Source organism: Streptomyces durmitorensis (assembly GCF_023498005.1).
GTDB lineage: Bacteria > Actinomycetota > Actinomycetes > Streptomycetales > Streptomycetaceae > Streptomyces > Streptomyces durmitorensis.
Genome location: NZ_CP097289.1, coordinates 5,988,153 through 6,000,209, shown reverse-complemented (window position 1 = coordinate 6,000,209; position 12,057 = coordinate 5,988,153). Strand labels below are relative to the sequence as shown.

At 71.4% G+C, this 12,057-nt stretch carries 11 protein-coding genes; 5 read left to right on the top strand and 6 right to left on the bottom strand.

The genetic code is table 11. The features are described 5' to 3' along the window. The first annotated feature begins 2 nt into the window (after positions 1-2). Positions 3-1,652: a bifunctional aspartate transaminase/aspartate 4-decarboxylase gene (locus M4V62_RS26875; RefSeq protein WP_249589777.1), complete on the top strand. Its 1,650-nt coding sequence runs from the start codon at positions 3-5 to the stop codon at positions 1,650-1,652. Between the two features lie 91 nt (positions 1,653-1,743). On the opposite strand, the gene M4V62_RS26870 is transcribed toward M4V62_RS26875, so the two are convergent. From M4V62_RS26870 to M4V62_RS26860, 3 genes are all read right to left on the bottom strand, one after another. Next, a complete protein-coding gene (locus tag M4V62_RS26870) occupies positions 1,744-2,787 on the bottom strand; it encodes a chitinase (RefSeq protein ID WP_249589776.1) in 1,044 nt (347 codons plus the stop codon). A gap of 292 nt (positions 2,788-3,079) precedes the next feature. Beyond that, a complete protein-coding gene (locus tag M4V62_RS26865; RefSeq protein WP_249589775.1) occupies positions 3,080-4,471 on the bottom strand; it encodes a sensor histidine kinase in 1,392 nt (463 codons plus the stop codon). Continuing rightward, positions 4,468-5,157, bottom strand: a complete 690-nt coding sequence (locus M4V62_RS26860; protein WP_249589774.1) for a response regulator transcription factor — start codon at positions 5,155-5,157, stop codon at positions 4,468-4,470. Before M4V62_RS26860 ends, M4V62_RS26865 begins: the two co-directional genes overlap by 4 nt. Positions 5,158-5,235: 78 nt before the next feature. On the opposite strand from M4V62_RS26860, the gene M4V62_RS26855 reads away from it, so the two are divergent. Then, positions 5,236-5,766: a hypothetical protein gene (locus tag M4V62_RS26855; RefSeq protein ID WP_249589773.1), complete on the top strand. Its 531-nt coding sequence runs from the start codon at positions 5,236-5,238 to the stop codon at positions 5,764-5,766. 34 nt (positions 5,767-5,800) lie between these two features. On the opposite strand, the gene M4V62_RS26850 is transcribed toward M4V62_RS26855, so the two are convergent. Then, entirely contained in the window at positions 5,801-6,661 is an 861-nt protein-coding gene (locus tag M4V62_RS26850; protein WP_249589772.1) for a spermidine synthase, read from the bottom strand. A gap of 66 nt (positions 6,662-6,727) precedes the next feature. Next, positions 6,728-7,219, bottom strand: a complete 492-nt coding sequence (locus M4V62_RS26845; RefSeq protein ID WP_425574998.1) for a hypothetical protein — start codon at positions 7,217-7,219, stop codon at positions 6,728-6,730. A gap of 271 nt (positions 7,220-7,490) precedes the next feature. Between M4V62_RS26845 and M4V62_RS26840 the strand changes: the two genes are divergently transcribed. Next, positions 7,491-8,936 (top strand): NsdA family TPR-like regulatory protein, encoded by a 1,446-nt coding sequence (locus M4V62_RS26840; RefSeq protein ID WP_249589770.1) that lies wholly within the window; start codon positions 7,491-7,493, stop codon positions 8,934-8,936. Positions 8,937-8,971: 35 nt separating this feature from the next. Here M4V62_RS26840 and M4V62_RS26835 read toward each other — a convergent pair whose 3' ends face one another. Beyond that, positions 8,972-9,565, bottom strand: coding sequence for a histidine phosphatase family protein (locus tag M4V62_RS26835; protein WP_249593014.1), 594 nt, complete (start codon positions 9,563-9,565; stop codon positions 8,972-8,974). Between the two features lie 264 nt (positions 9,566-9,829). Between M4V62_RS26835 and M4V62_RS26830 the strand changes: the two genes are divergently transcribed. Together M4V62_RS26830 and M4V62_RS26825 are read left to right on the top strand one after the other, a co-directional pair. Beyond that, positions 9,830-10,858 carry a phosphatase PAP2 family protein gene (locus M4V62_RS26830; protein WP_249589769.1) on the top strand — a complete coding sequence of 343 codons (1,029 nt, stop codon included), beginning with the start codon at positions 9,830-9,832 and terminating at the stop codon, positions 10,856-10,858. Next, positions 10,809-11,948 carry a hypothetical protein gene (locus tag M4V62_RS26825; RefSeq protein ID WP_249593013.1) on the top strand — a complete coding sequence of 380 codons (1,140 nt, stop codon included), beginning with the start codon at positions 10,809-10,811 and terminating at the stop codon, positions 11,946-11,948. The genes M4V62_RS26830 and M4V62_RS26825 overlap by 50 nt, the downstream gene beginning before the upstream one ends. Positions 11,949-12,057: the final 109 nt, after the last annotated feature.

The window sequence follows — 12,057 nt, the reverse complement described above, 5'->3', positions numbered from 1 at the left end:
CCGTGCCCAAGACCACCTTCACCCGCGAGGAAATCCAGTCCTTCGCCCAGCTCAGCCCCTTCGAGCTGAAGGACAAGTTCATCCAGATCGCCCAGGCGGTACAGGCAGACAAGCCGGGCCAGAAGGAGAAGTCCATCCCGCAGATGCTCAACGCGGGACGCGGCAACCCGAACTGGATCGCCACGGGCCCCCGCGAGGCGTTCTACGCGCTCGGCTACTTCGCCCTCTCCGAGTCCCGCCGCGTCTGGACCGCCGACGACCTCGGCGGCATGCCGGAGAAGGAGGGATCGGGCGCCCGCTTCGACACGTTCGTGCGCCAGCACCCGGACCTGCCCGGCATCGAGCTGCTCCAGAAGTGCGTCGAGTACGCCGTCGAGCGCTTCGGCTTCGACAGGGACGACTTCGTCCACGAGCTGACGGACAGCTCGGTGGGCGACAACTACCCGGTCCCGGACCGGATGTTGAAGCACGCGGAACAGATCGTGCGCGGCTACGTCGCCGACGAGATGTTCGACAAGAAGCCGCCGGCGGACAATCTGTCGCTCTTCGCCACCGAGGGCGGCACGGCCGCGATGTGCTACATCTTCGACTCGCTCATGAAGAACGGCATCCTGCACAAGGGCGACAAGATCGCCCTGATGGTGCCGGTGTTCACGCCGTACATCGAGATTCCCGAGCTCGACACGTACGAGTTCGACGTGACGTACGTCCAGGCCAGCAAGTTCGCCGAGGCGGGCGTGCGGGAGTGGCGCTACCCGGAGGAGGAGGTGGCCAAGCTCGCGGACCCCGCCATCAAGATGGTCTGCCTGGTCAACCCCTCCAACCCGCCCTCCCTCGCGCTGAGTCAGCGCGTGGCGGACCAGATCAAGGACATCGTCGCCACGTCGAACCCGAACCTCCTGATCGTCACGGACGACGTGTACGGGACGTTCGTCGAGGGCTTCCGCTCCATCGCCGCAGACCTGCCGCGCAACACGCTGCTCGTCTACTCGTACTCCAAGCACTACGGCGCCACCGGCTGGCGGCTCGGCGTCATCGGGCTGCACGACGACAACGTCATCGACGAGCTGATCGCGGCGCTTCCGCAGGCCGAGAAGGACCGGCTCGCCAAGCGGTACGGGACGCTGACGCTGGAGCCGGAGAAGATCAGGTTCATCGACCGCCTGGTCGCGGACTCCCGCCAGGTCGCCCTGAACCACACCTCGGGGCTCTCGCTCCCCCAGCAGATGGTCATGGTCCTCTTCTCCCTCTTCGACATGCTGGAGGAGGGCCAGGCGTACAAGCGGCGGATCCGCGCGATCGTGCAGCAGCGGCTCGAACTCCTCCTGGAGGGCGCCGAGATGAAGATCTCGGACGACCCCAAGCGGGCGGGCTACTACATCGAGCTCGATCTGCTAGCCGAGGCGGAACGCGTCCACGGCAAGGACTTCGCCGACTTCCTGGAGAAGAACTACGAGCCGGTCGACCCGCTGTTCCGCCTCGCCGAGCAGACGCACGTGGTGCTTCTGAACGGGGGCGGGTTCGAGGGGCCCGAGTGGTCGGTGCGGGTGTCCCTTGCCAACCTGGACGACCTCGACTACCTGAAGATCGGGCATCACCTGCGGGCGATCTTCAACGACTACGCGTCGGAGTGGCAGGCGAGCAAGGCCTGAGCATGAGTGGCGCCCCGACCGGGTGGGGGGATGCCGGTCGAGGCGCCGTGGGGGGCGGTGGTTCCGGTGGTTCCGGTGGTTCTGGGTGGGGCTACTTGTAGGCGCCGAACGCCTTCGTGAAGGCGAGCGGCTCCTGCTCGATGGACGAACAGGTGGGCTGCGCACCGTTGTTGGCGCCGCCCTCACAGGCCTTGTCGCGGGTCGAGGACCACATGGCCAGCCAGCCGAGACCCTTCTCCTCGGCGAACTTCACCAGCTGCGTGGCGTCGTCGACCTTGAAGACCTCGGTGGTGACGTCGTTCACGCCGATCATCGGGGTGACCGCGACGGCCTTCCAGGCGGCCTCGTCGGAGAGGTCGAGTGCGCCCTTGATCTGCTTCTGCGTGGCGGTCGCGGCGTCGATGGCGTACTGACCCATGTCGCCGCTGTAGGAGGGCCCGTAGTCCATCGCCATGATGTTGACGGCGGAGACCTGCACGCCGTTCTTCTTGGCGTCGGCGACGAGGTCGACGCCCGGCTGGGTCAGCCCCTCGGGCATGACGGGCAGCGTGAACGAGACGTCCAGGCCCTCGTGGTCCTTCTGGAGCTGCGCGATGGCCTGCGCGCGGCGGGTGTTGGCGGCGGTCTCGGGGAGCGCGGCGCCCTCGATGTCGAAGTCGACCTTCGTGAGCTTGTACTTGTCGATGACCTTGCCGTACGCCTTGGCCAGCTCGTCGGCGCTGTCGCACTTGAGGCCCAGCTCGGATCCTGCCGCGCCGCCGAAGGAGACGCGTACGTCGCCGCCCTTGGCCCGCAGGGCCTCGATCTGCGAGGCGACCTTGTCGTCGTCGAGGCCGGTGACGCCGCCCCACAGGGGCTCGCAGCTGCCGCCGGAGGTGATGAAGGCGAGGGTGAACTCCTTGACGCCGGTCTTGTCGGCGGTGTCGACGAGGTCGTACGCGGGGGCGAGCGAAGTGTCCACGAACGGGGCGAACTTGGCGCTGCCCTCGGCCTTCGCGGTGGGCTCGGCGGGCGCCTTGCTGGCGAGCGCCGTCCCGGAGAAGGCGAAGGCGCCGCCACCGACGAGGGCGGCGGCCGCGATGCCGCCCATGACCTTGGACTTGGTGCTCACCGTGCGCCGATGCGTGCTGCTCATCGCGTGCCTGCCTTTAGCTGTGCGGGGGTGGGGTGCGTGCAGAACGCTAGCCCCGTGCGATCCGGCTTATCGGGCCAATCGGACCCCAGGTCCGGATCTTAGGGCGGGCTTAAGGGAGCGATCGGGGACGGTTAACTTCCCGCGCTCCGCGCGGATCTTTCCCACCTCGCCCACCCACGGCCCCGCGGTGGACATCTCGGGCGCGGGGAGCCTCCGGTCGGGGCATGGTTGGATGCGGGGTGAACGGGTGGGTGGGAGGGAGAGATCCGCCGCGAAGCGGCGGTTCAGGGCGTCAGCGGAGGCTCGGGGCGCGCTTCCGGCGACGTACGGCAGCACCCCGATGCCCACGGCCCCCGGGTACGGGCCTGCGTCCGTCCAGCTGGATCCAGATCCGGACCTCCGTCCCGCCAAGCACGGACCGCCCGATGCGCACATCGCCCCCCGTGGACTCCGCGAGCTGCCGCACGATGTCCAGGCCGAGCCCCGTCGACCCGTCGGCCCCCGAGCCCGCGCCCCGCGCCAACGCCGCCTCGGGATCGGCGATCCCCGCCCCCGCGTCCGACACCAGGACGATCACCGCGTCCTCGCCACTGTGCACGTCGACCGCGAACGCCGACCCCTCCCGCGTGTGCCGGAAGACGTTGCCCAGCAACGCGTCGAGGGAGGCGACCAGTTCGGGGCGCGCCACCGGTATCCACACCGGCCGCTCCACCCCCGCGACCCGCACCTCACGCCCCTCGTCCTCCGCGAGCGCCGACCAGAAGGCCATGCGCTCCTGGATCACCTCGGAGGCGTCGCAGCCCGCGCCGGGACCGACCGCGGCGGTCTGCGGCTTGGCGTCACGTGCCGTGCGGATGATCGTGTCGACCTCGCGCTCCAGCTTCTCCACCGCGATACGCGTCTGCTCGGCCGCGGGACCGTCCCCAAGGGAGGCCGCGTTGAGCCGAAGGACCGTCAGCGGAGTGCGCAGACGGTGCGACAGGTCAGCCGCCAACTCCCGCTCGTTCGCCAGGAGTTGCACCACCTGGTCCGCCATCGAGTTGAACGCCACCGCGGCAAGGCGCAGTTCCGTCGGCCCTTCCTCCGGCACCCGCGCCCCCAGCTTCCCCTCCCCCAGGGACTGCGCCGCGCCCACGAGCCGCTTGGCGGGCTGCACCATGCGTACGCCAAGACGGTCCGCGACCGCCACGGAGCCGATGATCAGCGCGACGCCGACACCGGCGAGCACGAGCCACGCCGTGGTCACGCCGTTGCTGACCGCACCCTCGGGCACGAAGATCTCGACCACGGCGATCTGGGTGGAGCTCAGGGCCATCGGCTGGAGCAGCGCGAAGCCGCCGTCGACCGTGGCCGTCCGGGCCCGGCCCTCCTTGCGCGTGGTCTCCACCGCGTGCGCGTCCGCCCGCCGGTCGCCGATCTCCAGGGCGGGCGCCTTGTCGACGGCCGGTACGTAGACGGCCATCCGTCCCTCGCCGCCCGCCTCGGACGTGGCGACGGCCCGCGTCAGCTGGTCGCGGTCGGTGGTGATGGAGAGCGTGGGGCCCATGCCGGCCGCGTGCCGCTCGGCGTTCGAGAAGGCCCGATCCCGCGCCATCTCCTGGATGACGAGCCCGAGCGGCACCGCGAAGGCCACCACGACCATCGTCGTGACGGCCAGGCACACCTTGACGAGTGCCCACCTCACAGCGGTGGCTCCAGCTTGACGCCGACACCCCGCAGCGTGTGCAGATAGCGCGGCCGCGCGGCCGTCTCGCCCAGCTTCCTGCGCAGCCACGACAGATGTACGTCGATGGTCTGGTCGTCCCCGTAGCTCTGCTGCCACACCTCGGCGAGCAGCTCCTTGCGGGGTACGACGACGCCGGGACGCCCGGCGAGAAAGGCAAGGAGGTCGAACTCGCGCCGCGTCAGATCGAGCCGCGCACCGTCCAGCTCCGCCTGGCGGCGCAGCGGGTCGATGGCGAGCCCTCCGACCCGTATCTCCCGGCTCGGCGGCGCCTCGCCCGCCGTGACGCGCGAGCGGCGCAGCACGGCGGCCATCCGGGCCGACAGGTGCTCGACGGAGAACGGCTTGGTCAGGTAGTCGTCGGCGCCGTCGTTCAGGAGCCTGACGATCTCGGTCTCGTCGTCGCGCGCGGTGGCGATGATCACGGGGACGTCGGTGATCCCGCGCAGCATCTTCAGCGCCTCGGAACCGTCCAGATCGGGCAGGCCGAGGTCCAGGATCACCACGTCGAAACGGAAATGGGCCACCTCGCGCAGCGCCTCAAGGGCGGTGCCGACGCTGCGCACGGTGTGCGATGCCTCGGTCAGATGCCGGATGAGAGCGGAGCGTACGAACTGGTCATCCTCGACGACGAGCACACTTGCCATGGGCGGCACCGTACGCCATATGAGTGACCACGGTCCTCCTGGGACACCGGCGGGCCGGGTGGTGCAGTATGGCTCGCGATGCGCAGAGGACTCATACACGCAATGGCTTGGTCGCTCGCCACGGGCGCGGCGGTCACGCTCTCCTGGTGGGGTGTCCACACGGTCATGGCGGGCACCGCCTACGACCCGCCGCGCGCCGTGCCGCTGGCCGCCGACGGCGACCGCGCGGAGCCGCTCTCGTCCTCCACGCACCGCCCCGATCCGACGCCGACCCCCTCGCCGTCGAAGTCGAAGAAGCCCTCGAAGACGGCCGAGCCCCCCGAGAACGAACCTTCGAAGACGAAGACGAGCAAACCGGGCACTCCCTCCACGCCCGCCTCCACACCCGGCAACGTGAAGAGCTACTCCTCCGACGGCGGCCGGGTCGTCTTCGACCTCGGCAAGGACTCCGCGACGCTGGTCTCCGCGACCCCGGCGGCGGGCTGGTCGGTGCAGGTGTGGAAGCAGGACACCTGGATCCGGGTGGAGTTCACGGCGGGCGCCGAGAAGGTCTCGGTCTTCTGCACCTGGCACGACCACGCCCCGGCGGTCGAGATCAACGAGTACTGACCGTGCCGTGGAAGTGCGCCGTGGAAGTGCGCCTTCAGCGGAACACCGAAGGCGGCGGCGCGGGCGACGCCACCGCGCTCGCGTCCGTGACCGCCGCCGCTCCCCCGCTGAAGTCGATGAGCGCCCGGCCGTGCTCGACCCGCGCCGGATGCGAGTCCCCCGCGCTGCGCCGGGTCAGCTCCGCGATCGGCAGCGCCTTGTCCGAGCCGACCAGCACCGCGTTGCCGAAGCGCTTGCCGCGCAGGACGGCCGGGTCGGCGATGAGCGCGAGCTCGGGGAAGAGCGTGGCGGCGGTGGCGAGCTGGCCGCGCAGATGCGCGAGCGGCGGCCCGTCGGCGAGGTTCGCGGCGTAGAGGCCGCCGGGCTTCAGGACCCTGCGTACGTCACCGAGGAACTCGGCGCTGGTGAGGTGGGCGGGGGTGCGCGCGCCGCTGAAGACGTCGGCGATGACGAGATCCGCCCAGCCGTCCGGGATCTTCGCGAGCCCTTCGCGGGCATCCGTGCCGCGCACGCGCACCCGCGCCTGCGGATCCAACGGCAGCTCGCGTCGGACGAGTTGGATGAGCGCGGTGTCGCGCTCGATGACCTGCTGGGTGGAGCGGGGCCGTGTCGCGGCTATGTAGCGGGCGAGGGTGAAGGCGCCGCCGCCGAGGTGCAGGGCCTGGATCGGCTTGCCGGCCGGCGCGACCAGATCGGCGACGTGGCCGAGCCTGCGCTGGTACTCGAAGTCGAGATACGCCGGGTCGTCGAGGTCGACATGGGACTGCGGGGCGCCGTCCACGAGCAGCGTCCACGCGCGCGCCCTGTCCCGGTCGGGCATCAGCTCGGCGAGCCCGCCGTCCACCTTCTCGACGACGGCCTGTGCCTCTTCCCGGGATCGCCTGTTCCTTGCCATCGGACCATTATCGGCGTACGCGGACGGCCCGGCCCGATGACCTTGGAGCACCGCCCCGCCTCGGGCTCAGCGGCAGTTGTCGGCGGCCTCGATCGTGCGGGCCGCCTGGCCGAGCGCCGCGCGCAGGACGGCGGGGTCGGTGACCGGATCGGTCTCGTCGGGGGGCAGCAGCCAGCCGGTCCCGGCGACCGGGGGCGGCGGCGGGACCGGCTCCGGCTCGGCGTGCAGTCGCGTGCCGCGGCCGAAGGTCTGCGTACACGCGCTGCCCGGCAGGTCCCAGGCGTCGGCGGTGCCGGGCGGCACCAGGAAGCCGAGGGTGTCGCAGCTCCCGTCGTGCAGGACGGGGCCGACTCCGTCGCCCGCCCCGCGGCGCAGGATGTCGACCGCCTCCAGGCCCTGGCGGGCCGGGACCGTGACGAGATCGCAGAAGCCGGGGGGCTCGGAGGGCTCGACGGGCCGGACGCCGTGCTGTGGTGGTGCGCTACGGTCCTGGGTCGGCAGGTGCCGTGCCGTAGTCAGCGACGCCCGCGATTCGCCGTTCTCCACGCCGATCTCCAACAAAGGGGACCCCTCCTCGCAAGAGCGGAAGCCGCGTCGCTCCCTCTCCTCATGGTTCAACGCGGGACGGCGTCAACAGCTACGGCGTAATGCCGCCGCAAAGGATGGCACTTCATGGCAGATCATGGGTGAGATATCCCGTTTGTAGCCAAACTCCGCGTGCCGTCCCCATCACAGCGGGTACGTTCGTGCTCCGCCGGAACAGGGGCAGCATCGCCGGATCCACAGGATGCGGCGCACTCCGGCACGATCCGTACGAGAGGGTCAGGCCATGGCGTCGTCACCGATGGCATCGTCAACTCCGTCCCCACGACCGAATCTTGACTTCCGACACCTGCGAGGACAGCGCTCGCCGAGCGAGTTCGCCGCCGTGATCCGCCGGGCCGCTCGCGAGATCGGTGAGCGCGTCAGCTGCGACGCCCGTTACATCGGACGCGTCGAGGCGGGCGAGATCCGCTGTCCCAACTACGCGTACGAGCGGGTGTTCCTGCACATGTTCCCCGGCCGGACGCTGACGGATCTGGGGTTCGCACCCCGCTCGGCAGTGCGCGGGCGAGGGGCGCGCGCCCTGTCCGGAGCGCCCGCGTCACACACCACGATCCCGCTGTATGAGTCTTCTCCGTCCGGGCCATCGGGCCCCGAAACGCACGAGTGCGACCCGTACGAGATCCAGAGCCACGAGGAGAGCGACGTGCTACGTCGCGCATTCATGAGCGGCACGGCCACCGTGGCCGCCGCCTCTCTGGGGCCTTTCGGGCTCGCCGCCCAGAGCCCGGCCGCGGCCACCGCTCAGCGCGGCGGCCGGGCGGGCGAGGCCGAGGTGAGCGCGGTCGAGGAGGCCGTACGGAAGATCAGGCTGCTCGACGACCGGCACGGCGCCGACGGCCTCTACCGCCGCGCAGGCGCCCCGCTGCGGACCGCGTACGCCCTGCTCGACGCGGGCACCACCCGTCAGTCGACGGCGGACCGGCTGCACGCGGGCGCCGGTGAACTGGCGATCTCCGTGGGCTGGTTGGCGCACGACTCCGGCCGCTTCGACGACGCGCGCTCGCATTACGCGGAGGCTCTCGCGACGGCCCGGATGGCCTCCGACCCGGCCCTTGAGGCACACGCCTTCTGCAATACGGCCTTCCTGGCGCGCGACTCCGGACGGCCCCGGGAGGCGGTGCGGGCGTCCCAGGCGGCCACGCGGGCCGCCCGGCATCTCTCGTCGCCGCGGCTGCTCTCGCTCCTCGCGCTGCGCGAGGCCGGGGGCTGGGCGGGGCTCGGCGACAAGGCGGGCTGCGAGCAGGCGCTGACCCGCGCGCACGCCCTCTTCGACCGTGGCCCTTCGGACGCCGACCCGGAGTGGATGACCTTCTACGGCCTCGCCGAGCTGGAAGGCCTCGAGGCGCAGTGCTGGTCGGCGCTCGGCGACTGGGAGCGCGCGGCCCGGCACGCACGGCGCGCGGCGGGCGTGGCATCGGCCCAGACCCCGCAGTTCACCCGGAACATCGCCCTCTACACCGCGGAGCTCGCCGACGACTTGGCCCGCGCCGGCCGCCCCGACGAGGCGGCGACGGCGGGGCTCCGGGTGCTCGGGCTCCTGGACGAGGTGCAGTCGTCGCGCATCCAGTCGATGCTCGCCACGACCGCCCGGGTGCTGCTTCCGCACCGGCGGGCTTCGGGGGTGTGCGGCTTCCTGGAGCGGCATGCTTCGCTGCCGCGGGCCGTGTAGTCAGCCGGCCGTACGCTCCCTGATCCGTAGCCCCTCTATGCCAGGTGCCCGGTGTCGTTCCACGACTCGATGGCCGGTTCTCCGTAGGCCCAGCCGAGGGTGGAGACCGAGGTCGGGTTGAGGCGGATGCGGGCGGCGAAGTCGATGCCGAGGCCGAGCCAGCGTGCGCCGATGGACCGCAGGATGTGGCCGTGCGCGAAGACCAGGACGTCGCGGTCCGCGCTGCGGGCCCAGGCCACCACCTCGTCCGCGCGGGCCGTGATCTGCTCCAGGGTCTCGCCCCGGGGGACGCCGTCGCGCCAGATGAACCAGCCAGGGCGTACGCCCTGGATGTCGGCCGGGGTCATCCCCTCGTAGGAGCCGTAGTCCCACTCCATGAGCGCGTCCCAGGTGGTCGCACGGTCCCCGAAGCCGGCGATCTCGCAGGTCTCCCGCGCACGCGCGAGAGGGCTGGTGCGCACCTCGGCGTCCGGGAGGCCGTCGAAGGGGGCCCGGTGCAGGCGCTCGCCCAGGAGCTTCGCGCCGTTGCGGCCCTCTTCGAGGAGCGGGACGTCCGTCCTGCCGGTGTGCTTGCCGGACAGGGACCACTCCGTCTGTCCGTGTCGGGCCAGCAGGATGCGCGGTGCCATGTCGAGCCTTTCCGGGCCGATGGCCGTCGTCATCGGTCGAGACCATCAGCTGTCATAGAGCGAATTCTGTGGACAGACAGCTGTCCGTGCCCTCCATCATCACTCACCCGCCATGTCGCGATCACTCCCGCCCGCAAGGAGCAACCCGGTCGTCGATCTCTGCGTCTAAGACCACCGGGGACCGCCTCAGCGCGCTCTCGCGTACGCCGTAAAGTGATGCGGCGGCGAACACCACATGACCAAAACGGATGGGGGACCGACCGGATGCAGCAGACCGAAGCTCCGGGCACCGGGGGCATCAACGGGCTTCGGCTTCGCTGGTGGACGGAGCTGCCGCTGATCGTGCTGGTGTACGCCGCGTATTCGGCGGGGCGGCTGCTGGCGCGCGGCGACGTGGCCGCTGCCGTCGACCACGGGATCGGCATACTCCGCGTCGAGCAGTTCCTGAGCATCAACGCCGAGCACCCGCTGAACCGTCTCTTCACCGACCACTCCTGGATAGGTGTCCCCGCGGACTTCTGGTACGCGTCGCTGCACTATGTGGTGACACCCTTGATTCTCGTCTGGCTCTTCCGCAGCCGCGCGGTCCACTACCGCGCCGCACGCGCGTGGCTGATGATCTCCACCCTGATCGGTCTGGTCGGCTTCACGCTCCTGCCGACCTGCCCGCCCCGCCTGCTGAGCGAGGGGTACGGCTTCGTCGACACCATGGCGCAGTACAGCGACTACGGCTGGTGGGGCGGCGAGGCGAGCGCGCCGCGCGGGCTCGGCGGCATGACCAACCAGTACGCGGCGATGCCGAGCCTGCACGTGGGGTGGGCGCTGTGGTGCGGAGTGATGCTGTGGCGTCACGGCCGTTCGCCGCTGACCAGGGTCGCGGCGGTGGGCTATCCGCTGATCACCACGATCGTCGTGATGGGCACCGCGAACCACTACTTCCTCGACGCCGTCGCGGGCGCCGCGGTGATGGGCCTCGGGCTGCTTCTCGTACGGCCGGTGCTGCGGCTCGCCGACCGGGTGAAGGCGAGGGTGGGACTGCCGCTCGCCGCCGCGCGGCCGTCGACCGGGGTGGTGGCCGGGGCGCACGCGCCGGTCGCCGGGGCGCACGCGACGTCCGTGGCGGGCGCGCCGTCGGCCTCGTCCGCCCCAGAGTCCTCAATTGTCAGTGGCGGGTGCCAGACTTCGGCGGGTGAGCGAATTCCCCGGCCGCGCGAGCGGCCTGCCGAGCCAGGCGCCGAGCCGAGTGCCCGACCCGCCGAAGCGGGGGACAGCACTCCGACAGCGGCTCGCTGAGCTGCGCGGCCCTGACGTCCCGGCGCAGCCGCTGGACGCCCGCGCGCTCGCGGCCCTCGCCGCGAATCCGGGGTGCCAGAGGCGGGCGCTGCTCGACGGCGCGGGCGTGGACAAGGCGACGCTCGCGCAGTCGCTCGGCTCGCCCGCCTCCTTCGGGCAGTCGCAGTTCGCGTTCATGCGGGGCAACGCCTTCGAGGCGAAGGTCAAGGCGGACGGCGGCGCGGAGCTGCTGCGTCTGGTGCACGGCCGGCTCGGGGGCGGCCCTGAGCCGGTGCCGGGCGAGTCGTCCGTCCCGGACCTCTCCGCGGTGGGCCCGGAGGGCCGCGCGGCCCGCACCTCGCTCGCCCTGCGCGAGGCGACGTCGACGGAGGGCTGGACCCTCCTGGACCACCCCATGCTGGCGCTCGACGTCGCCGGGACCCCCGCCTTCCTCGAACCGGACGCGGTGGTGGTCCACCCCGACGGCACCTGGACGGTCGTCGAGATCAAGTCCTTCCCGATGATCGACGGCTCGGCGGACGCGGCGAAGGTGGGCGCGGCGGCGCGCCAGGCCGCGGTGTACGCCCTCGCGCTCGAGCGGGTCGCGGCGCACATGGACCCGGCACCCCGGGTCCGCCACCACGTGCTCCTGGTCTGCCCCAAGGACTTCTCGAACCTCCCCACGGCGTCGGCGATCGACGTCCGCAAACAGCTCTCGGTGACGAGGCGCCAGTTGGGCCGCCTGACCCGCATCGAGGACATCGCGGCAGCGCTGCCGGAGGGCACGACGTTCGACGTGTCCCGCCCCGCCGCCGACCTGACGGCAGCGGTCGAATCGGTCCCTGCGACGTACGCCCCCGAGTGCCTGGCCGCCTGCGAACTGGCCTTCCACTGCCGCGAACGCTCCCGCGAGGAGGGCGCGGTGACCTCCCTGGGCCGTTCGGTGCGGGGCGAACTGGGTGGCCTGACGACGGTCGCCGGGGTCCTGTCGGCGGCGAACGGCACATCGGGCGATCCTGCGGACCCGGCGGTGGCGGCACTGAGGAGGGCGGCGGCGCTGAGGCAGGAGGCGCTGTCCGGCGGGGCCTCGACGGGAGGCAGGGGATGCTGAGGCACGGGGTGGTCTTGAGCATTTCGGCGCTGGCTCGATGCCGGGCAATCGGGTGGGTGGGCGGGAAAAATCCGCCGCGAAGCGGCGGGACAACCTGCGACGGCCCGCA

What these genes read in the sequence shown, in the direction of transcription:
- M4V62_RS26855 (WP_249589773.1), top strand. Translation starts at nt 5,236, where the DNA reads ATGCGCAGAGGACTCATACACGCAATGGCTTGGTCGCTCGCCACGGGC.
- M4V62_RS26835 (WP_249593014.1), bottom strand. Translation starts at nt 9,565, where the DNA reads ATGGCACCGCGCATCCTGCTGGCCCGACACGGACAGACGGAGTGGTCC.
- M4V62_RS26850 (WP_249589772.1), bottom strand. Translation starts at nt 6,661, where the DNA reads ATGGCAAGGAACAGGCGATCCCGGGAAGAGGCACAGGCCGTCGTCGAG.
- M4V62_RS26830 (WP_249589769.1), top strand. Translation starts at nt 9,830, where the DNA reads ATGCAGCAGACCGAAGCTCCGGGCACCGGGGGCATCAACGGGCTTCGG.
- M4V62_RS26860 (WP_249589774.1), bottom strand. Translation starts at nt 5,157, where the DNA reads ATGGCAAGTGTGCTCGTCGTCGAGGATGACCAGTTCGTACGCTCCGCT.
- M4V62_RS26870 (WP_249589776.1), bottom strand. Translation starts at nt 2,787, where the DNA reads ATGAGCAGCACGCATCGGCGCACGGTGAGCACCAAGTCCAAGGTCATG.
- M4V62_RS26840 (WP_249589770.1), top strand. Translation starts at nt 7,491, where the DNA reads ATGGCGTCGTCACCGATGGCATCGTCAACTCCGTCCCCACGACCGAAT.